This is a genomic window from Amycolatopsis sp. NPDC048633 (assembly GCF_040650695.1).
Lineage (GTDB): Bacteria > Actinomycetota > Actinomycetes > Mycobacteriales > Pseudonocardiaceae > Amycolatopsis.
In genome coordinates, this window is the sequence record NZ_JBEZHS010000002.1 from 418,256 (window position 1) to 438,607 (window position 20,352).

Here is a 20,352-nt window from a genome sequence, read left to right on the forward strand (position 1 = left end):
GTGGTGGCAGCCGTCCTGCTGACGGCCGCCCTCACCCCGGGCATCGCCCACGCCGTCGACCAGAGCAAAGGCCACCCCGGGTTCTGCACCGACGGCACCGGCGTCACGGTCGTGATCGACTTCCAGCGGCTCGGCGGCACCACGATCGTGCGCTGCGACCCGCAGACCGGGCGCGGCACCGGGCTGGACGCGCTGAAGAACGCCGGGTTCCAGATCGCCGGGGTGCAGCGCTGGGGCGAGGCGTTCATCTGCCGGATCGAGAACCGGCCGTCGGCGGTCGAGGAGATCCCGGTCAAGGGCAACGAACACTACAAAGAGACCTGTGTGGACACTCCGCCCGCGGCGGGGTACTGGTCCTACTGGCACGCGGGGAACAACTGCGCGTGGGAGTACAGCCAGTGGGGCGTGAAGAACCGCGACTTCACCACGGGCGGGTTCGAAGGCTGGTCGTTCTCGCTCAACGCGACCGCCGACACCAACCCGATCCCGCGGATCGCCGCGGTCCGGCCCGGCACCGCCGGACCGTGCACCACCGCGGCCGAGCCGGCTCCCAGTTCCGGCGACGTCAACGAGAAGCAGCCTGGCAGCGCAGCGGGCGGCAACTCCGGTTCCCCGACAGACCCGGCCGCCCCACCCTCGGGAGCGCAAGCCGGCACGCCTGATCAGCCGGGGCAGCCCGGGGAGAGCGGCCGCCCGCTGCCGCCACCCAAGCCGCGGCCCGGCGGTGGCGGCCACCAGGCGGCAGACCCCGCCGGCAACGTCACGTTCACCGGCGGCGAAGGCGCGCCCGACGTCGACCAGGCGATCAAGGAGCAGGCCGGGGCGAGTGACTACGCGCCCTGGGTCGCCGGCGGAGCCGTGGTGGTGCTCGCGGCCGCGGCCTGGTTCACGGCGCGGCGCCGCAAGCGCGCCCGGGAAAGCTGATGCCCGCTTCCTGGTTCCTGCCCCGCGATCTGCATCCCGCCGCGTGGTGGGTGTGGGCCCTCGGGCTGGCGGTCGCCGCGGGCCGGACGACGAACCCGTGGCTGCTGCTGACGATCTGTGCGGTGCTCTGCCACGTCGTGATCGCGCGGCGGGCCGACGCGCCGTGGGCGATGGCCTTCCGGATGTACGCCTACCTGGCCGCGGTGATCATCGGGGTCCGGGTGTTCTTCCGGATCGTCTTCGGCGGTGCCGAAGGCTCGACGATCATCCTGCGCCTGCCGGAGATCCCGCTGCCCGCGTGGGCGGCCGGGATCCGGCTGCTCGGCGACGTCTCCGCGGAGTCGGTGCTCGGCGGGCTCTACGACGGCTTGCGGTTGGCCACCATGGTGCTGTGCCTCGGCGCGGCCAACGCGCTGGCCAACCCGAAGCGGCTGCTCAAGGCGATGCCACCGGCGCTGTACGAGGTCGGGACGGCGGTGATCGTCGCGCTGTCGGTGTTCCCGCAGCTGGCCGAGAGCGTCCAACGAGTGCACCGCGCCCGGAAGCTGCGCGGCGGTGCCAAGGGGCGCCGATTCCGGGCGCTGCACGCGGTGATCATCCCGGTGCTGGAGGACGCGCTCGACCGGTCGCTGCAGCTCGCGTCCTCGATGGACTCCCGCGGCTACGGCCGCGCCGGGGTCGTCCGGGCCCGCGCCCGGCTGCTCACCGGCACGCTGATGATCACCGGGCTGATCGGGATCTGCGTCGGGGTCTACGCGACGCTCGACGGCTCGACGCCGCGGTTCCTCGCCACGCCGTTCCTCATCGCCGGGCTGGTGCTCGGCCTGATCGGCTTCCGGACCGCCGGCACGCGAGTGCGACGCAGCCGCTACCGGCCGGACCGCTGGCACCCCGCCGAGTTCGTCACCGCGCTGAGCGGAGTGGGGGTGGCCGTCGTGCTGTTCGCGACGTCCAGTGTGGACCCGACGAACCTCAACCCGTCGCTGAGCACGCTGTCCTGGCCGCTGCTGTCCTGGGTGCCGCTCGTCGGCGTGCTCCTCGGCGTCCTGCCCGCGTTCCTGACTCCACCGCCCGCGCTGCCGTTCGAGGCGGAACCGGTGCCCGAGACCGAGAAAGTCCCCGCATGATCGAGCTGGACCGCGTTTCCTTCTGGTACCACGGGCAACCGGACCCCGTCCTCGCCGACGTGTCGCTGTCGATCGGGGAGGGCGAGCTGGTGCTGGTCGCCGGCCGGACCGGCTCGGGCAAGTCGACGCTGCTCGGGACGTTCAACGGCCTGGTCCCGCACTTCACCGGCGGGCACCTCGAAGGCACGGTGTCGGTCGAGGGTGTCACGACGCGGGAGCGGCCGCCGCGGGAGTTCGCGCACTTGGTCGGCGTCGTCGGCCAGGACCCGCTGGCCGGGTTCGTCACCGACGTCGTCGAGGACGAGCTGGCGTACGGGATGGAACAGCTCGGCCTGGCGCCGCAGGTCATGCGCCGTCGCGTCGAGGAGACTCTGGACCTGTTGGGGATCGCCGAGCTGCGCCGCCGTCCACTGAGGACACTTTCGGGCGGGCAGCAGCAGCGCGTCGCGGTCGGGTCGGTGCTGACCATGCACCCGAAGGTCCTCGTGCTCGACGAGCCGACGTCGGCACTCGACCCGATCGCGGCCGAGGAGGTGCTCGCGACGCTGGCCCGGCTGGTGCAGGACCTCGGCACGACGGTCGTGCTGGCCGAGCACCGGATGGAGCGGGTGATCCCGTTCGCCGACCGGATGCTCTACGTACCCGGCGACGGCAGCGTCACCGACGGAACCCCGGCCGCGGTACTGCGGTCGACGCCGATCGCGCCGCCGATCGTCCGGCTCGGGCGGCTGGCCGGGTGGGAGCCGCTGCCGATGTCCGTGCGTGACGCCCGCCGCAAGGCCGGCCCGCTGCGTGACAGCCTGATGCCGGTCGCCGCCGAGCCGGCCGTCGAGCCGGGGGAGCCCGCGCTGAGCAGCTCGAGCGTCGTCGTGCGCTACGGCCCCGTGGTGGCGGTCCGGGGGATCGACCTGGACCTGCGCCCCGGCGAGGTGGTCGCCATGATGGGCCGCAACGGCTCCGGCAAGTCGTCGCTGCTGTGGGCGCTGCAGGGATCCGGCCCCCGCCAGGGCGGGAAGGTCCGCGCCGGCGGGGTGGACCCGGCCGAGCTGCCGAGCGCCCAGGCGCGCAAGGTCGTCGGGCTGGTTCCGCAGACCGCGAGTGACCTGCTCTACCTCGAATCCGTGGCGGCCGAGTGCGCCGCCGCGGACGCCGAGTCGGGTGCCGGACCGGGCTCGTGCCGTGGCCTGCTGGACCGGCTGGCCCCGGGTATCGACGGCGGTAAGCATCCGCGCGACCTGTCCGAAGGGCAGCGGCTGGCGCTGGTGCTGGCCGTGCAGCTGTCGGCGTCCCCGTCGATCATGCTGCTCGACGAGCCCACCCGCGGCCTCGACTACACCGCCAAAGCGGCGCTGGCCGGGATGATCGGGGGCATGGCGGCCGAGGGCCGCGCGGTCGTCGTCGCGACCCACGACGTCGAGTTCGTCGCCACGGTCGCCGCGCGGGTCGTCGTCATGGCCGAGGGCGAGATCGTCACCGACGGTCCCACCGCCGAGGTCCTCGGCGGCTCACCGGCCTTCGCCACCCAGGTCACCAAGATCCTCGGGCCGGGCTGGCTCACCGTCGACGACGTCGCCGCCGCACTGCCCCAGGCTGTCCGGTGACGCGCTTGCGCCAGTGGGGGCGGGCCGACCAGGCCGTGCGCGTCGGCCCGCGCTCGGCCGTCGTGCTCGGCCTGGCGTCGCTGGCCGGGCTGATGATGTTCGTCTGGCCGCTGCTCGTGCGGGTCGAGCCGCAGAGCATGCAGCACGGTCCGGACGCGCCGTTCATCTTCTTCGGCATCCTCCCGATGCTGATCGCCATCGTCCTCGCGGAGCTGTCCGAAGGCGGCATGGACGCCAAGGCCCTCGCGATGCTGGGCGTGCTGTCCGCGGTCAACGCCGCCTTGCGGCCGCTGGGCGCGGGAACCGCCGGGATCGAGACGGTGTTCTTCATGCTCGTCCTGGCGGGGCGGGTGTTCGGTGCCGGGTTCGGGTTCGTGCTCGGCTGCACCTCGTTGTTCGCCTCCGCCTTGCTGACGGCCGGGGTCGGGCCGTGGCTGCCGTTCCAGATGCTGTGCTCGGCCTGGATCGGGATGGGTGCCGGGTTGTTGCCGCGTCGCGTGACCGGCAAAGCCGAGATCGCGATGCTCGTCGGCTACGGCATCGTCGTGGCTTACTTGTTCGGGTTCTTGATGAACCTGTGGTTCTGGCCGTTCATCACCGGCGCCGAAGTCCCGTACTACGACGGTCACATCTCTTATGTGCCAGGGGATCCGGTGTGGGAGAACCTGCACCGCTTCGCCGTCTTCACCCTCTTGACGTCGACGGCCGGGTGGGACACCGGCCGCGCGATCACCAACACCGCGGCGATCCTCGTCCTCGGTCCCGCCGTGCTCGCCACCTTGCGGCGTGCGTCGCGCAAAGCCTCTTACGGCGTCGCACCCAGCTTCGCCGAAATCCCCAGGGAAAGGCAAAAACAGTGAAACTCCGCCACCTCACGGCCGCACTGGTCGTCGCCACGGCCGCCGCCGTCGCTGTTCCGGCCACGGCGTCCGCGACGACGCCGGCGCAGCACAGCGCCGATGCCGCCGCCGGTTGGCTGGCCAGACAGCTGGTCGACGGCGACCACCTGGTCACGGTCTTCGGCGGCGTCGCCTACCCGGACACCGGCCTGACCATCGACGGCATCCTCGCCTTCGCCTCGGCCGGCGTCGCGAACACCGCCGCGGGCCGCGCGACCACCTACGTCGCGGCGAACCTGTCCGGTTACATCGGTGACGGCACCACCGAGTCCTACGCCGGCGCCACCGCGAAGGCCGCCCTGGCCGCCGAAGTCCGCGGGCTCGACCCGGCCTCGTTCGGCGGCGTCGACCTGCCGACGCGGCTGCGTGCGCTGCTCACACCGTCCGGCCGGTTCTCGGACAAGTCGGCGTTCGGCGACTTCAGCAACGCGTTCTCCCAGTCCCTCGCGGTCATCGCCCTGGACCGGACTCCGGGCGGCGCGCCCGCCGCGTCGGTGAACTTCCTCGCCGGGACCCAGTGCGCGGACGGCGGTTTCCCGCTCGACCTCGCCGCCACGCCTTGTGTGAGCGACACCGACTCGACCGCGATGGTCGCCCAGGCGCTGCAGGCGACCGGCCGGCTCGGCAAGTCCCAGCAGGGCCTGACCTGGCTGGCGGGCAAGCAGCAGGCCGACGGCGGCATCCCGGTCGGCACCGGTGACCCGGCGGTCGCCCCGAACGCCAACACGACCGGGCTCGCCGGTCAGGCGTTCCGCGTGGGTCTGCGGCCGGCCGCGGCGCAGAAGGCGAAGACGTTCATCACCGGTCTGCAGGTCGGCTGCGCGGGTGCGCCGGCCACCCGCGGCGCGATCGCTTACGACGCGACCGGCTACCACGCCGACACCGCCGTGCGCGCCACCACCCAGGCGGTCCTCGGCCTCGGCGGCCGCGGCCTGGCCCAGCTCACCTCGGCCGGCTCGTCGGCCGCGGAGCCGGCGCGCAACTGCGTCCACTGAGGACCACCCGGTCCGGCGAGTGAGTCGCCGGACCGGGTGACTTCACACGCGGCGAACCAGTCCGCGTCGTCGAACGAGCAGCGACAGAGCTAGGCTCGCCGGGTGACCGGACAACGGGACCCGACAGCGGGACGTCTCGTCACCGAGACGCTCGGCTACGACGGTGGCCGGCAGGTCACGGCCTACGTTCCGGCAGCTCCGCCGCAGGCCGTCGTGTTCGCTGGTGACGGTCCGGTGATCGCGTCGTGGGGAGGCCTTCTCGAGGCGGCCGACCTGCCGCCCACGATGATCGTCGCCGCACACCGTCTCGACGATGAGACCCAGCGAATCCGTGAGTACTCGCCGGGCGAGAGCTCGGCTGCCTTCGCCTTCGACCCGGAACGCTTCGCCGCGCACGAGAAGTTCTTCGTCGAGGATGTCCGCCGGTGGGTCCGATCGCGTTTCGACGTCGCGCTACCCGTGGAGCGAACCGCGGTGTTCGGTGTCTCGGCCGGCGGAGAGCTCGCGCTCGCCATCGGGCTTCGCCATCCCGACATTTACGGCGCTGTCTTTTGTGCGTCGCCGGGCGGTGGGTACCGGCCGCCTGCTGTGCTGCCGGCACGACTCCCTCGCACGTATCTCGTCGGCGGCACGGGGGAGCCGTGGTTCCTCGCGAACGCGACCCGGTGGGCCGACGCGCTGCGCGACGCCGGCGCGGACGTTGTCCTGCGGGAACGGCCTGGGTCGCACGGCGGCGCGTTCTGGCAGGAAGAGTTCCCGCTGATGGCGGCGTGGGCGTTCACCCTTTGACGTACCGCCGCGCTCGTGGGAGGACTTCGGCAAGTGCGCGGAGTCGGCTGAAACGCTGCTGGCGTCGTGCCGTTGTTAGATTTCCCGCATGACCACGCTACGCGCGCTCGAGTGCCTCGTCGCGCTCGTCGACGAGGGCTCGGTGACTCGTGCGGCCGCCTCGCTGCAGATGTCGCAGCCGGCCTTGTCCCACCAGCTCGCCTCGCTGGAACGGGAGATCGGCACCCCGATGGTCCAAAAGCTGGGCCGCGGGGTGCGGGTCACAGCGGCGGGAAACGCGGTCGCCGACGAAGCGCGGACGGCGTTGAACGCGGCGGATCGGGCTGTCCGGTTGGGACGCCGGGTCGGTGCCGGCGCGAGCGGAAAGCTTCGGGTCGCCTGCGCCGAAACGATGACGGCGTGGCTGCTGGTGCCGGTGTTGCGGCAGTGGCGTGCGCGCCGGCGCGAAGTGGTGATCGAGCTGAGTGAGCACACGAGCGCGGACCGGATGGTGGATCTCGTGACGGCCGGCAGTGTCGATCTGGCCGTCGGGCCGCGGCCCTCGACGACCGACGAGCACATCGAGGTGCTGGGCGAGGAAGAGGTGGTCGTCGTCGCGCCGGCCGGCCACGCCTTTGCCCAGCGCCCCGCCGTCCCGTTCGGCGAACTCGCGTCCGAGCCCTTCGTCCACTACGTCACGGACAACGGGCTCTCGGCCTGGGTCGACCACCTCGCCGCCCAACGCGGGGTGGTGCTCGATCCGATGGTGCGCACCCGGAGCCCTCGCACGGCCGCGCAGCTCGCGGCGGCCGGCATGGGGGTGACCATCGTGCCGGTCTCCGCGCTCCTGCTGCGGCCGCCCGGTGTGGTCCGCGCGCTCGAACCGCCGGTGAGCCGGGACGTCGTGGTGGTCGTCGCGTCCCCGTCGGACGCGCTCGCCGGCGCGTTCGTCGCCGACCTGCGCAAGCGCGGTCTGCCGTCCGACAGGCACCGTCACTGACCGGAGACGGTGATGCTGCCGAGGTCCGGCTGGTGCCCGCCGGTGAGGACGGGCGCGCGGGCCGGGCCGGGCGTTCCGTCCGCGGCGATCGGGTACCTGGTCACGCTACCGTCGCCGTTCGTGGTGAAGTTGGCGTTGTAGAGCGTCTTCCCGTCGTGGGACAGGGCGATGCCCTCGGCACCGTTCGATCCTGTCGTGACGGCGGGCTCGGCGGAGCGGATGCCGGCGTCGTCGAGGATGAACGTCGTGATGTGGCCGGGTCCGGTGCCCTTGCCCTGCGGGTTCGTCTTGCCGCTCCCGACCGGCAGCGACGTGGCGAGGGTGCGCAGGGATCCATCACGGTTGGTCGAGAACTCCGCGATCGTGTCGGAGGCCCAGTTGGTGACGTAGACAGCGCCCGGCCCGGGAGCTTCGTGCGCCGCCGAGGACCCGTCGGAAGAGCAGGCCGTGATCCCGGCGACCAGCGCGGCCAGCAGACTTCCGAAGCGCAGACGCTTCCTCATGCACTTCCCGTTCTGTTGTTCAGGTCAGGGGTTCGCCGCCGTCGACGCGGAGGGTCACGCCGGTCAAAAAGGGATTGGTCATCACGAACAGGACGGCGTCGGCGATGTCCTCGGCGGTTCCGATGCGACGCGCGGGATTGTGCGTGCGGAAGTGCTCGAAGTATTGCTGTTTGCCTTCTTCGCCCAAGGCGTCCCAGATGCCCGTGTCGATGACCCCGGGCGAGATCGCGTTCACCCGGACGGGCGCGAGTTCCAGGGCGAGAGAACGAGCCAGGAAGTCCGCGGCGCCATTGGTGATGGCGACACCGAGGTAGCCGACCGCCGGCTTGAACGCGGCGACGCCGGAGAAGAGCGTGAACGAACCGCCTTCGGTGAATCGCGGCGCGAAGTGCTTCGCGAGCATGACCGGCCCGATGACCTTGGTGTCGAAGGACTGGCGAAGGGCATCCCGTTCCAGTTCGGGCAACAGGCCGCGGGCCCGGGCGGAAGCGGTGGTGACGAGGTGGTCGAGCGAGCCGAGGCGCGAAGCGAGGGCCTCGATCGACTCGTCCACCGTGACGTCGACGTGCTCGGCGCGCACCTCCTCGCCTTCGTAAGCGGCGGCCAGCTTGTCCGGATCACGTCCGGCTACGACGACTTCGGCGCCTTCCGCCCGGGCCGCCAGCGCTACGGCGCGAGCGATTCCGCTCGCGCGCCCGATGACCAGAACCGTGCGTCCTTCGAGCGAGGATTTCACCATGACCCTCCGTTTCCGCGTGGATCATTCCACTGTACTGAGAACGGGGATCCGGCAACCATGAATGTTCCGGTCGTTGAACGAAGATTTCCCTTATGAGTTGCCGCCTCGACCATCCTGGGCGCCAACGCTTGGACCCGATCGCCTGCGCGGTCCACGGCAGGTGTCGATCCCACGCGAATCCCGCGCCCGCATGGAGTTTCCGTACATCGGAGAGGCGAATCCGGCGATTTGAGCAGAGATGGCGCCCATCGCCGGCGCGCCGAGCGTCCTGTTAGGACACGGCGCCATGTGGACGGGATAGCCTGGAAGCATGTTCTTCCGGCGCAAGCTCAGACGGCAACGCGTGTACCTTTCGACCGTCGCGGGTCGCATCGGTGCAAGGGACGGCGTCATCCTGAAGGACGAGTTTTCGGGTGGTAAAGGTGCCAACGGACCGCTCACCTTGGGGGTTGTCAGCCTTCGGAAGGGCGACAATGTCGACGTTCTCCGGTCGCAGATCGACGCAGCGGTCGCCGCCGGTTACGCCGAACCGCCGACACGCCGGAGCTCCAACGGTGCCGGGTTCGTACGCAACCCGGGGCTGCCCATGCTGATACTCGAGACGTATGCGGCCGGGTCGGTGATCCCGTTGCACGGCGAAGTGCCGGCGGGTCAGACCGGTGTCGTCGTGAGTATGACCTGACGGATCTGGTTCGCGCTCGCGGGAGCCGCTTTTGTGGGCTGGACCGGCGTCGCCGTGCTGATCATCGCCATCGTCGTGCCGATCGCCGCGATCTGCTGGGTCCTCGCATACCCGGGCCGTCCGCAGGGGCTGGCGCTGGTGATGAGCAGCACGATCACGTCCCAGCCGGCCTTGGAGCTGGTGGGCGAGCGCTGGGCGCTGCTGATCGTGCGCGACCTGTCCGTGCGCCCGCGCCGCTATACCGACCTGCTCGACGGCCTGCCCGGCATCCCCACCAACGTGCTGTCCACCCGGCTCAAGGAGCTCGAGCAGGGCGGCGTCGTCGAACGCCAGGTCGCGCCGGCGCCCCAGCGGGCGTCGTCTACACCCTCACCGCGGCCGGCCACGAGCTCGAACCGGCAATCCTCACCACCCTCGGCCGCTGGGGATCCGCGTTCCTGGGGGACCCCCGCCTCGGGGAGACCGTCACCCCGGAGTCGGTGACCATGGTCCTACGGGCGTCGTTCGACGAGGACGCGGCGGCAGGGCTCACCGCGTCCTGGGAGATCCACTCCGCCGACTTGGTGCTGCACGCCCTGGTCACCGACGGCAAGCTCGACGCCGGGCCCGGCCCCGCGCCGGGCGGCGCCGACCTCGTCATCACTGCGCCGGTGATCGAGGAGTTGCCCTCGTACCGCAACCTCATGCAGGTGATCGAGTGCGGGCTGGCCGAGGTGTCCGGGCAACGCAAGTTGCTGGACACCTTCGTCCGCGTGCTCACTCCCGGCAGCAGCACCGCCGGTGGGACCCGTCGGATCGCGTCCGGCGGGGAGGGCTCGCGGGCCCCGTGTCTCCGGAGCGGGCAGGATGTGGTGCGGGGAGTCGTGCTTGTCGGACGCGCGATCCCTTTCCCGGCCCGAGGATTGGACGCGCAATGGGACGCTCGTCGGTGTTCACCTTCCAGTACATCGCCATCGACACGGAGGCTGGTGTCACGCCGGAAGAGTTCGAGACCTTCGTGCGTGGTGAAGGCGTTCACCTGCCCGTGTACCCGGGGTGGCGGTGGACTCTGCTGCGCGGGTTGCGCGGAGAGCGGGCCGGGCAGTACCTGATGTTGTACGAGATCGAGAGCGCCGAGCAGCGCGACCGCTACGTCACGGCCCGGGGTGAGCAGACCGAGCCGGCCCGGCTGTTCTGGGCGCAGCACCCGGAGGCGGAGGCGGTGCTGGCGCGGTGGCGACGGCTGGGCACTTTCGGTGAGCTGCCGACGTTGTTCACCGACTACCGGCTGCTGGCCGACAATCCGCGGAGCACGGTCACGCCCGGCCCCCGCTACCGCGACCGCCCGGGGGAGGAGCCCGTCGCCCGGGTCGTCGGGATCCACAACCTGGCGTTGCGCGCCGGTGTGACCGAGGAGGTGTTCGACCGCTTCATCGCCCAGAACCACCACCGGATCGACGACTACCCGGACTGGCGGTTCCACGTGCTCAAGGGTGAGCGGGGCAACCGCCTCGACCAGTACGTGATGATGATGGAGATCGCGAGCCTGGACGCGCTGGACGTCTTCTACCCGGAGCCCGACATCGCCACCGGCGAGGCCGCGGAGTTCGCGTCCGCCCACCGCGACACCAAGCAGATGTACGAGGAGTGGAAGCAGCTGGCCTCGTTCTCGGGCTCGCCGCAGATCTACACGGACTACCTCGCCGTCGCGGAGAACCCGGCGTAGTCCCGCACGAGCGGGACGGGCCCGGAATCGGGTGGTGGTGAGGTGGTGGGTGCGGAGCCAGTCGAGCCTGACGGTGGTGATCTCGTGGCGGGCGTCCGGGTAGGTGAGGTCGGTCAGATGGGTTCAGGCGAAGGCGGTGCGCAGGGCCGCGGTGGCCGCAGCAGCGCGAGGGTCAGGCTTGAACGTCAGATAGCCGAGCGGGTTGTGATGAAGTCGCCGAGCTGGTCAGCGTCCAGTGGCAAAGCAAGCAGCTCGGTGTTGCCGACATCGAGGTCCCTTCCGGCCGCCGTCGTAGTAGTTCTCGCCGCGCGGGGGAAGTAGGAGAGCAGGAGCCGCTTCCCGGCCGGTGGGAAGAGCGGGGCCGTCAACGACTGGCCGCGGCGGGCTCGCGTGGCCGGGTCGGGTCGGGGAGGCCGTAACGGGCGTTGAGCACCTGCATGGCCGCGCCCGCGGCCACGACGTCAGTGCCCAGTGACGTCAGCGAGACGTTCACCGTGAGCCAGCCGGCGCCCGGCAGCTGCGTGCGCACGGCGTCTTCGACGGCTTCCCGGTAGAGGTCGCCGTGGGGGAGCAGGTCCGCGCCGCCGAGGACGATGTGGCCGAGGTCGAGGGTCTGGAGGAGGTTGACCACTCCGGTCGCGAGCACCGCCGCGGCCGTGGCCGGGTCGGGGGCTTGCTCGTGCACGGCTTCCAGGCAGCCGCGCCGGCCGCACGCGCAGCGTGGCCCGTCCAGCTGGACGACGGCATGCCCGAACTCGCTGGCGTTGGTGTGCGCTCCGCGGTGGGCGGCGCCGCCCAGCCACAGCCCGGCGCCGACCCCGGCGTCGACCACGACCAGGGCCGCGTCGCGGAAAGTGTTTCCGCGGCGCCAGGCTTCGGCCGTGACGCCGGCGGTGACGTCCTTGTCGACGACCACGGGCAGGCCCAGGCGCTGCTCGGCGAGCTCGGCCAGCGGGACGTCCTGCCAGTGCCGCAGCCGGTGCGCGCCGCGGACGGTGCCGGTCGACTGGTCGAGCGGCCCGATCATGCCGATGCCGACGCCGGCGAGCTCCGGTGTGGCCAGCTGGCGCTCGGCGATCATCGTCGTGACGCCGGACGCCAGCTCGTCCAGCAGTTCGTCCGGCGTGAAATCGGCAGGCAGGGGCGTCGCGATCGAAGCGAGGACGGTGCCGGCCAGGTCGACGAGGACCAGTCGCAGCTCGCGGCGGGTGACGTGCGCGCCGATCGCCCGGCGGCTGCCGGGGACGAGGCGGTAGACCGCGGCCGGTTTGCCCCGCGGCGGTCGCCGCACGCCGGCCGGTTCGAGCAACCCTTCCTCGACCAGCCGAGCCAGCACCTTCGACACGGCCTGCGGGGTCAGCCCGGTGACCTCGGCGACGGTGCCGCGCTCGAGCGTGGGCACGGTCCGGGCCAGCGCGATCACCAGCGCTTCGTGGTAGTCCCGCAGGAAAGCCAGGTGCACCGCGCCACCTTACCGCCGGGCTCTGGTATTAACGCAACAGCGTTGCTAAAGTCGCCGGAATGGACGACCTCACCCGTCGGCGCCGCTGGGCGGCCCTGCTCGCCCTGGCCCTCGGCTCGGTCGCGATCGGGCTGACCGAGTTCGTGCCGGCCGGGCTGCTGCCGGACATCGCGCGCAGCGTGCTCGGCAACGCCGAACCCGACTCGGTCGCGCGGGCCGGGTGGATGATCACCGCGTACGCACTCGGCGTGGTCGTCGGCGCGCCCGTGCTCGCGACGGTCACCGCGCGGATGCGGCGCAAACGGCTGGTGCTCGCGCTGCTGGTGCTGTTCGTGCTCGGCACCGTCGCCTCCGCGGTGGCGTCGAGCTTCGGCCTGGTGCTGGTGGCCCGGTTCGCCGCGGGCCTGCCGCACGGGGCGTACTTCGGGGCCGCCGGGCTGCTGGCGGCGACGCTGATGGGGCCCGGCAGCGAGGGACGCGGTTTCGCCGTGGTGCTGAGCGGGCTGACCGTGGCCAATGTGGCCGGTGTCCCGGTGATCACCCGGCTGGGGCAGGCCGCGGGCTGGCGGACGGCGTACCTGGTCATCGCCGGGGTCTTCCTGCTCGCGCTGGTGGCGGTGGCGGCCACGGTGCCGGACGCGCCGGCGGCGGGCGGGTCACCGGCCGACGAGCTGCGCGCGCTGCGCAGCCCGCAGGTGTGGCTGGTCGCGGTGACGGCGTCGATCGGGATCGCCGGGTTCTTCGCCGTCGACAGCTACCTCGCGCCGATCACGACGTCGGTCACCGGGCTGTCGCCGGGCGCGGTCCCGTGGGCCCTGGTCGCGGTGGGTCTCGGCATGACGGTCGGGAACATCCTGGGCGGCTGGCAGGCCGACCGGAACCTGCGGCGTGCGATGGTGGTGGGCTTCGCGGCGGTGATCGCCGCGAACGTCTACTTCGGACTGATGGTGGGTTCGGCGTTCGGCCTGTTCACCGGGGCGTTCCTGATCGGCGGCACGATCCTGTTCCTGGGCCCGGTGTTGCAGGCGCGGTTGATCGCGGTGGCGCCGGGCGCCCAGCTGATGGGCGCGGCGCTGAACCAGTCGGCGTTCAACACGGCCAACAGCCTCGGCGCGGCGCTGGGCAGCGTGGTCATCGCGGCGGGCCTGGGCTACCGCGCGACGGCGTGGGCGGGGGTGGTCGTGAGCGCGGTCGGGCTGGCGCTGGCCGTGGTGGGGTTGGTGGTGGGCCGTCGCACCGTCGCCGGGACGCCTGCGGATGAGCTTGTGTCATCGAGTGGCCGGGGAGACTTCGAGAAGAAGGCTGCCGGCGAAGTCACTTGAGGTGCAGGTCGGTAGCGCACACGCCGTCCCGACGCTTCAGGTCGCGAGGTACCCGGTTTGAGACTGTGCAGCCGGCGATCGGAGGGCTGCGATGGCCTCCAGCAGTGCAGCCGGTGCATTCCGGCGACAGCCGTTACGACGGCGGTGGGCGAGTTCCCCAAGCCACCCGCCGTGGCCGTCGCCAACGCGATCCCCGACGGGGTTGAGGCCGGCGAGGAGGACATCTTCCCGGACCCGTTCGCGGTGGCGTTCGGCGAACAGTTGCGGTCCTCGCCCAAGGGCGTGGAGAAGCAGATGGCAGCGCTCGTCACATCGCCTGCCTGACCACCCGGGAAAGGAACGAACTTGCCTGTCGGGTCCCGCGCGTCCCCGCGCCGTCAGAGCACCACTTCCAGCGTCACGTCGCCGATGCGGTGGCTCAACCGCCGGTCGGAGCGCGACCCGATCGTCCGGGCGCCCTTCAGGTACTTCGTGAACGCCTTGCGCTGGGCCCGGGTCGCCGTCCGCCAGCGCAGCTCCAGCACCGTCCGCACCGGCGGGATGAGCTCGCGCACCCGCTCGTCGATGCCGGCGAGCCTGGTTTCGTAGTCCTCGTCCGGGCGGTAGACCAGGTCCAGGTCGATCGACGGCTCCGCGCCGCCGGCCTGGCGGTGGCAGCTCGCGACCCAGCCGGCGAGCCACTCCAGCGCGATCCGCACCGAGGACGAGATCTGCTCCTGCCACCCGCCGAGGTAGGGCGCGTTCACCGCCTCCGCGGTCACTTCCTCCGGCATCACGATGAAGCCCCGCACATCGGCCCCGAGCAGCTCGACGTCGATCCGCGGCCACAACCCGCTCGCGTCGACCCGGAAGCGCGGGAAGTGCCCGGCCATGGCGATGCCCGTACGCAGCTGGGCCCAGTTCATCGCGTCGACTGGTGGCCGGTCGGGCGTGTACGGCCCGGTCGTCCGGTGCCCGAGCGCACTGGCGCGCATCATGAACACGGCCTCGAACGCGTTGCCCCGCACGGTCATGCGCACCGGGAAGAACGCCCCGATCTCCGCCATGAACGCCTTGCCGGTGACCAGTACCTCGGTGCCGAACGCCCCTGGGATCATCGCCGCCTCCACCATCCCCGCTTTGTCGGGTTAGTCTCCTCCGCCCGTCCCCCCAAGGTATCCAGCTCGGCCTGGACGGCCAGCGTTTCGGGGTGCTCGGCGCCGAGGCGCAGCCGCCGTTTCCTCAGCACCTCGCGCAGCACCGGCTCGGCCTCGTCCGGCCGTCCAAGCAGGCGGTGCACGTGGGCGAGCCCCACCCGGGCCTCGAGCGTCCGCCCGTCGTCCCGGCCGAAGTGCCGGGTGAGCCGGGGCAGCAGGTCGCCGTACGTCCGGTCCGCTTCCGCGTGCTCGCCGCATACCGAGCGCAGCGGCGCGAGCACCGCGGTCGCCTCCAGCGTGGCCGGGTGGTCCGGCCCCAGGTCCTGGATGCGGTCCGCGGTCACGGCCCGGATCAGCGCCAGTGCCTCCGGCTCGCGGTGCAGGTCGGTGAGGACCGCGGCCCAGCCGAGCATCGCGGCCTGGGTTTCGAGGTGCCCGGCGTCCCACAGGTGGGAGCGGATGTCGACGACGAGCCGCCAAGTCTGTTCGGCCGAGGCTAGGTCGCCTTCGCGGCGCAGAATCGGGGCGCACCGGGTGAGCGTCCCGAGGTCGTCCTGGAGCTGACGCGCCAAGTGGTCGGCCCAGAACGTCTCACCGCGGTTCAGCTCCGCGGCGGGCCGCAGCACCAGCACCAGCTGTTCGGCGAGGCTCGGCACACGCGTCGGCTCCCGAGTCGCCGCGTCCTCGATGACGGCGTGCATGTACAGCTGATATCCGGTGTCGTCCCGCGCGAGGATCTTGCCCAGCTCAGCGGCGAGCTCCAGGGTGCGGGTCACGGCGTTCCGCTCCCGCTCGCCGAGACGGGCGAACGCCTCGACGAGCGCCGGACGGCTGTCTTCGCGGGTCGGCAGTGGGACGGCGACCTCGGCCCGCAGCTCGTCGAACGCGGGCTCGGCTTCCGGTCCCAGGACGCCGGTCGCCGAGCCGAAATCGTACTCCCAGTCCAGAGCCCAGGTCAGCAGGCGTCCGCTTTCGTCGCCGGCCAGGAGCAGGGCGCCGTCGGGGGCCAACGCGACGTTGGTGACCACGTCCGAGAAGCCGGTGAACGCGCGCAGCTGCCGGCCGGTCGTGAGGTCCCACAGCCGGGCCTTCCGGTCCTCCCCGCCCGAGGCCGCGAGCCGGAAATCCGGGGTGACGGCCAGCTGCCACACGACGGCGGCGTGGCCGGTCAGGACGTGGACGCAGCTCGCGGCCGCGACGTCCCAGAGCCGGATGGTGCCGTCCACCGAACCGGACAGCACGTGGCGCCCGTCCGGGCTCATGACGACGTCGGTCACCGCGTCCGTGTGCCCGGTGAGCACCACCTCGCACTGCCCGTCTGCCATCCGCCAGACGCGCACCGCGGCGTCGGCGCCGCCGGTGACGACGAACCGGGCGTCGTCGCTGAACCGGGCCGTGCCGATCCACTCGTCGTGCCCGCGCAGCACCCACCGGAGCTCGCCCGCGTTCAGGTCCCAGATCTTCACGCTGACGTCCTGGCCGAGCGAGAGCCCGTAGCGGTGGTCGGCGCTCACGGCGATGTCCTGCATCGCCTGCGAGTGCGCCTCCCACCGCCCGATGGCCCGGCCGCTGCTGACGTCCCAGGCCGCGACCACCCCGTCGGCGGTTCCCGACAGCGCGGTCCGGCCGTCCTCGCTGATCGCGACGTAGTAGACACGGTCGCGGGGGTCGGTGAACAGCTGGACGATCCGCCCGTCGCGCGGACGCCAGGCGACGACCCGGCCGTCCTCGCCGCCGGACACCGCGAGCCGGCCGTCGGCGGTCATCGCAGCGGCGCTGAGGTGCCCGGTGTGCAGGCTGAGCGTGTGCAGCAGCTCGCCGGTCTCGACGTCGAAGACCCACGCCTCGGAAGCGTTCCCGTTGCGGGCGAGCGCGGTGGGGCTGTGGCCGCTGAACTCCAGCGCCCACGACGCGCGCCCCGCGGGGTCGATCCGGCCCGCCGCCCAAGCGTCGGCCAGCTCGGTCCGGCGGCCGAGGGCGCCGAGCCGCCGCCAGAGGCGCACCGGCTCCGCGTGCCGCCGGTACCCGGGCAGCGCCCGAGCGGCGCGGATCCGGCCGGCCGCGTCGTCGAGCCGCCCGGCGCCCGCCAGCTCGGCCGCTTCCGCAACCAGCTCGGCGGCCCGGGCGGCCGTGGCGGCGACGACCGGGGCATCGTGCGGACGGACGTAGCTCCACGGGGCCGGCGGTCCGGCGGGCGGCAGGTGCCACACCCGCACGGACTTCCCTTCGGCGGTCACGGCGACCCGTCCGGCCGCGCTCAGCACGACGTCCTTGGTGTCGGGCGCGGAGTCCAGGGACAGCCGGCACCGGCCGGTGTCCAGGTCCCACACCCGCGACGGCTCGACGCGGCCGCCGCTGGAGAACCCGACGGTGCCGTCCAGGTTGACGGCGAGCCGGCCGAAGCCGGTCTTGAGGTCCCGCAAGGGTTCGCCGGAAGGCAGTGCGATCAGGCGAACGTCGGTGCTACCGAGGCCGGTCACGGCGAGGCCGCCGTCGCCGCTGAACCGCGTCTCCATCCGCTTCCGGTCGAATCGGTGCACCAGTTCCCCGGTGCGGACGTCGTACACCGAGCAGGTGTGGCGCTGGTAGTCGACGACAGAACACAGGGTGCCGTGCGCGCCCAGGACGTCCGCCTTGTGGTCGAACTGCCGGGCGGCCACGGGTTCGCCGGTCTCGAGGTCCCAGGTGACGGTTTCCCCTTCGAAGCCGCTGGTGACCGCGTGCCGCTGGTCCGCGGTCAGCGCGACCAGGCCGACCCAGCTGGGGTGGCCGGGCAGCTCGAGCCTGGTGCCGGCTTCGAGGTCGACCACGATCGCCCGTCCGACGCCCCCGCCGACGACCACGAGCCGGCCGTCGTCACGCACCGCCAGCGCCGACGCGCGGTAGCCGTCGAGGTGCAGCTCCTGACGGCACTCCCGCGCCGCGAGGTCCCAGATCCGCACCCCGCCGGAGCGGTCGGCCGAAACGGCGACCTGGCCGTCCGGGGTCAGTGCCAGGGCGGAGACCCAGTCTTCGTGCTCCCCTGGCAGGATCGACTGCTCGGGCGCCGGCGCGTATTCGACCGACTCGAGCTCGTCGGCGACTTGCCGATCCCCGGGCGCCCGTGCGACGGCGTCGCGCAGCAACGCGGCTGCCGCGACCGGGTGACCGCGTTCACGGTGCACCAGCGCGAGCAGATGCTCCCCCACACGGTCACCCGGCTCGCCGAACCGCAGGGACTCCAGCTCGTCGACCAGCTCGGCGTCGCTGCGCACCCCGGTCCGCCACCGGTGCAGCCCTCGGTTGTAGCGGGCGTGCGGGTGGTGCGGATCGGCCCGCAACGCCCGGGTCCACAGCTCCTCGGCGCTGTCCGGGCGGCCGAGGTCCAGCAGGGACAGCGCGTGGTTGGACAGGCCGTCGGCGAGCAGCGTGGCCGCCGACGGCACGCTCCGGGAGTACGGCCCGACTTCCCGCTCGTGCACCCGGATCAGGCGCTCCACGAGCGGCCCGAACCGGCCGGGACGCGCGGCCGCGTCCTCGGCGAAGCACTCGCGCAGCAGGTCGGCCACCTCACCAGGCATCGGCAGGGCCGCGCCGGCGCCCCCGGAGCGGGCGAAGCTTTCGAGGACACCACCGGGTGCGGGCCCGCTCTCGTGCGGTCGCTCGCCGAGGAACATCTCGAGGACGGTGACCGCCCAGGACCAGACGTCCGTGGCCGTCGTGAGCCCGCCCGGCGAGCGCGCCTGTTCGGGCGAGCAGTATTGGGGCGTCAGGCCACCACGCTCGTCAAGCGGATCGGCGCCCGCGGTGGCCATGCCGAAGTCGGTGACCTTCACCGTGCCGTCCCGCGCGAGCATCACGTTGGCGGGCTTGACGTCCCGGTGCACGACCCCGTTCTCATGCGCGTGGTCGAGCCCCCACGCGGACTGGATGGCGACGTCCAGCAGCGTCCCGAGACCGCTCCCGTAGAGACTCCGGCTCCGGACGGCCTCGGCCAGGCTGCCACCGTCGACCCACTCCGCGAAGACCCGCGGTACTCCCTCGAGGGTGCGGACGTAGACGCAGTTCGCGATGTGCGGGTGCAGCCCGAGCCCGACCCACACCTCGGCTTCCCGTTCGAAGTCCCGGACGGCCTCCGGCGAGCGGAGCAGGGCCCGCCGCGGCGTCTTCACCGCCAGGTCGATGTCCCAGCCGAGGTGTCGCACCTGGTGCACGAGCCCCCGGCCGCCGGTGCGCACGACGTCCAGGACCTTGTACAGGTCGAGGATTACGTCACCGCGGCGCCAGACCTCCATCGGCGTCAGTCGACGGTGGCCACGTAGAGCGGTGTCCCCAGCAGCACCGACTTGGCCGAGCCGTCCGGGCTGTCGCCGTGCAGCAGGCGCTTCGCGACGAACTCCACGTTCTGCGTCGGCCACCGCAGGCTCCCCACGGCCCCTTGGACCCGCGCGAGCGCGGCGCGGTCGGCCCGGTCGAGGTCGCTGTCGATCGCGTCGGCGACGTACTCGTCCTCCAGATCCGAGGTGACGCCGAGGCCGTCGAGCATCGACGCCATCATGGAGCGACCGACCCCGTGCGCGGCGGCATCCGGGACGGAGTCGCACACGTGCCGGATCGAGCCACCCAGTCCGACGATGGTGTCGTCGCTGCGCCCGCCGAAGAACACCAGCGAGGCGGTGGGATCACCGGGGAACGCGCCCCAGTGCATCGGCAGCAGCCCCCAGAAGAACTGCCCGGGCTCGTCCACCGAGCCGAGGTCGCCGTGGTCGCGCAGGTACTCGACCACGGTCAGCAGCCGGCTGTACCGGTTGTCGGCCGGGGACTCGCCGGTGCGCTTGGCCGACAGCACCTTGAGGTCCACGCCCAGCTCGACCTTGCGTTTCGCCCCGGCCCGCGGATCGATCTGCGGCAACAGCATGTTGACCTTGCTGTCGCTGACGTAGACGTAGTAGTTGTACGACATTGCCGACTCCCCTCCGAGGCCCCTCGGCCCGGTACAGCCTGGCGATTGTATCCCGCCCCCCATGTCGGTTCTCGGGTTCGGCCCGCACATCAACTGTGGAGGTGCCCGGCGACGAGGTTGCGGTAGACCGAGCTGGTGCGGTGCAGTTCGTCATGGGTGCCGGCGGCGGCGAGCCGTCCGTGGTGGAGGACCAGGATGTGGTCGGCCACGCGGACAGTGGAGAGGCGGTGCGGCACATAATCGTTCGGCGGGCAAATCGAACCGAATATTCGAAGGTGCACATTACCACGCTTCCAATGCTGCCCAAATTCAGGCAGCGGTGATTCTTGCCGTTCTCATGGTTTGTTCGCTGCTGATTTGGCTGGACAACACGTCCTCGGCATCACCCTGGAAACCCTCGCCGATCGGATACGGGACTGGGCGCCGGTCCGGCCGAGCTGCACCGGGCCTACACCCTCGTCTTCACCACCCTGATATTCGCCGCCGGCGCGCTGGGCGATGGCTTCGGACACCGGACCGTGCTCGTCGTCGGCCTGGTCGTCTTTGC

The 20,352-nt window shown here is 71.9% G+C and carries 18 protein-coding genes; 12 read left to right on the forward strand and 6 right to left on the reverse strand.

All coding sequences use genetic code 11. The features are described 5' to 3' along the window. The 7 genes from AB0C38_RS08460 (at position 1) to AB0C38_RS08490 (ending at position 7,314) form a co-directional block, all read left to right on the forward strand. A complete protein-coding gene (locus tag AB0C38_RS08460) occupies positions 1-924 on the forward strand; it encodes an ABC transporter substrate-binding protein (RefSeq protein WP_360668634.1) in 924 nt (307 codons plus the stop codon). Next, entirely contained in the window at positions 924-2,051 is a 1,128-nt protein-coding gene (locus tag AB0C38_RS08465; protein WP_360668636.1) for an energy-coupling factor transporter transmembrane component T, read from the forward strand. The genes AB0C38_RS08460 and AB0C38_RS08465 overlap by 1 nt, the downstream gene beginning before the upstream one ends. Continuing rightward, a complete protein-coding gene (locus tag AB0C38_RS08470; RefSeq protein WP_360668640.1) occupies positions 2,048-3,652 on the forward strand; it encodes an ATP-binding cassette domain-containing protein in 1,605 nt (534 codons plus the stop codon). Before AB0C38_RS08465 ends, AB0C38_RS08470 begins: the two co-directional genes overlap by 4 nt. A 5-nt stretch (positions 3,653-3,657) precedes the next feature. After that, positions 3,658-4,512, forward strand: coding sequence for an ECF transporter S component (locus AB0C38_RS08475; RefSeq protein WP_360668715.1), 855 nt, complete (start codon positions 3,658-3,660; stop codon positions 4,510-4,512). Further along, complete coding sequence (locus AB0C38_RS08480; RefSeq protein ID WP_360668643.1) at positions 4,509-5,546, forward strand: peptidase; 1,038 nt, start codon at positions 4,509-4,511, stop codon at positions 5,544-5,546. The genes AB0C38_RS08475 and AB0C38_RS08480 overlap by 4 nt, the downstream gene beginning before the upstream one ends. Before the next feature lie 102 nt (positions 5,547-5,648). Then, on the forward strand, positions 5,649-6,335 hold the full coding sequence (locus tag AB0C38_RS08485) for an alpha/beta hydrolase-fold protein (protein WP_360668646.1): 687 nt from the start codon (positions 5,649-5,651) through the stop codon (positions 6,333-6,335). 88 nt (positions 6,336-6,423) lie between these two features. Further along, positions 6,424-7,314: a LysR family transcriptional regulator gene (locus AB0C38_RS08490; protein WP_360668649.1), complete on the forward strand. Its 891-nt coding sequence runs from the start codon at positions 6,424-6,426 to the stop codon at positions 7,312-7,314. Here the strand turns inward: AB0C38_RS08490 and AB0C38_RS08495 are convergent. Both AB0C38_RS08495 and AB0C38_RS08500 read right to left on the reverse strand, forming a co-directional pair. Next, on the reverse strand, positions 7,308-7,817 hold the full coding sequence (locus AB0C38_RS08495; RefSeq protein WP_360668651.1) for a hypothetical protein: 510 nt from the start codon (positions 7,815-7,817) through the stop codon (positions 7,308-7,310). The two genes, AB0C38_RS08490 and AB0C38_RS08495, sit on opposite strands and share 7 nt — an antisense overlap. 19 nt (positions 7,818-7,836) lie before the next feature. Then, positions 7,837-8,556 (reverse strand): SDR family oxidoreductase, encoded by a 720-nt coding sequence (locus AB0C38_RS08500; RefSeq protein WP_360668654.1) that lies wholly within the window; start codon positions 8,554-8,556, stop codon positions 7,837-7,839. A 310-nt stretch (positions 8,557-8,866) separates the two neighbouring features. Between AB0C38_RS08500 and AB0C38_RS08505 the strand changes: the two genes are divergently transcribed. The 3 genes from AB0C38_RS08505 to AB0C38_RS08515 all read left to right on the forward strand — a co-directional run bounded on the left by AB0C38_RS08505 (position 8,867) and on the right by AB0C38_RS08515 (position 10,943). Next, the gene (locus tag AB0C38_RS08505; RefSeq protein ID WP_360668657.1) at positions 8,867-9,238 is read left to right on the forward strand and encodes a hypothetical protein; all 372 of its coding nucleotides are present in this window, start codon (positions 8,867-8,869) and stop codon (positions 9,236-9,238) included. Between the two features lie 33 nt (positions 9,239-9,271). Then, positions 9,272-9,721, forward strand: a complete 450-nt coding sequence (locus AB0C38_RS08510; RefSeq protein ID WP_360668659.1) for a winged helix-turn-helix transcriptional regulator — start codon at positions 9,272-9,274, stop codon at positions 9,719-9,721. Between the two features lie 430 nt (positions 9,722-10,151). Beyond that, the gene (locus AB0C38_RS08515; RefSeq protein WP_360668662.1) at positions 10,152-10,943 is read left to right on the forward strand and encodes a hypothetical protein; all 792 of its coding nucleotides are present in this window, start codon (positions 10,152-10,154) and stop codon (positions 10,941-10,943) included. Between the two features lie 364 nt (positions 10,944-11,307). On the opposite strand, the gene AB0C38_RS08520 is transcribed toward AB0C38_RS08515, so the two are convergent. Continuing rightward, positions 11,308-12,405: an ROK family transcriptional regulator gene (locus tag AB0C38_RS08520; protein WP_360668665.1), complete on the reverse strand. Its 1,098-nt coding sequence runs from the start codon at positions 12,403-12,405 to the stop codon at positions 11,308-11,310. Positions 12,406-12,464: 59 nt separating this feature from the next. Here AB0C38_RS08520 and AB0C38_RS08525 point away from each other — a divergent pair, with 59 nt between their 5' ends. Both AB0C38_RS08525 and AB0C38_RS08530 read left to right on the forward strand, forming a co-directional pair. Continuing rightward, positions 12,465-13,727 carry an MFS transporter gene (locus AB0C38_RS08525; protein WP_360668668.1) on the forward strand — a complete coding sequence of 421 codons (1,263 nt, stop codon included), beginning with the start codon at positions 12,465-12,467 and terminating at the stop codon, positions 13,725-13,727. A 171-nt stretch (positions 13,728-13,898) separates the two neighbouring features. Further along, the gene (locus AB0C38_RS08530) at positions 13,899-14,051 is read left to right on the forward strand and encodes a hypothetical protein (protein WP_360668671.1); all 153 of its coding nucleotides are present in this window, start codon (positions 13,899-13,901) and stop codon (positions 14,049-14,051) included. Positions 14,052-14,104: 53 nt separating this feature from the next. Here AB0C38_RS08530 and AB0C38_RS08535 read toward each other — a convergent pair whose 3' ends face one another. Genes AB0C38_RS08535 through AB0C38_RS08545 form a run of 3 tightly spaced genes read right to left on the reverse strand, consistent with a single transcriptional unit; the run spans position 14,105 to position 19,805 of the window. Then, complete coding sequence (locus tag AB0C38_RS08535; RefSeq protein ID WP_360668674.1) at positions 14,105-14,824, reverse strand: hypothetical protein; 720 nt, start codon at positions 14,822-14,824, stop codon at positions 14,105-14,107. Then, on the reverse strand, positions 14,821-19,137 hold the full coding sequence (locus AB0C38_RS08540) for a protein kinase (protein WP_360668677.1): 4,317 nt from the start codon (positions 19,135-19,137) through the stop codon (positions 14,821-14,823). The genes AB0C38_RS08535 and AB0C38_RS08540 overlap by 4 nt, the downstream gene beginning before the upstream one ends. 5 nt (positions 19,138-19,142) lie before the next feature. Continuing rightward, positions 19,143-19,805, reverse strand: coding sequence for an SAVMC3_10250 family protein (locus tag AB0C38_RS08545; protein WP_360668680.1), 663 nt, complete (start codon positions 19,803-19,805; stop codon positions 19,143-19,145). Between the last annotated feature and the right edge of the window lie 547 nt (positions 19,806-20,352).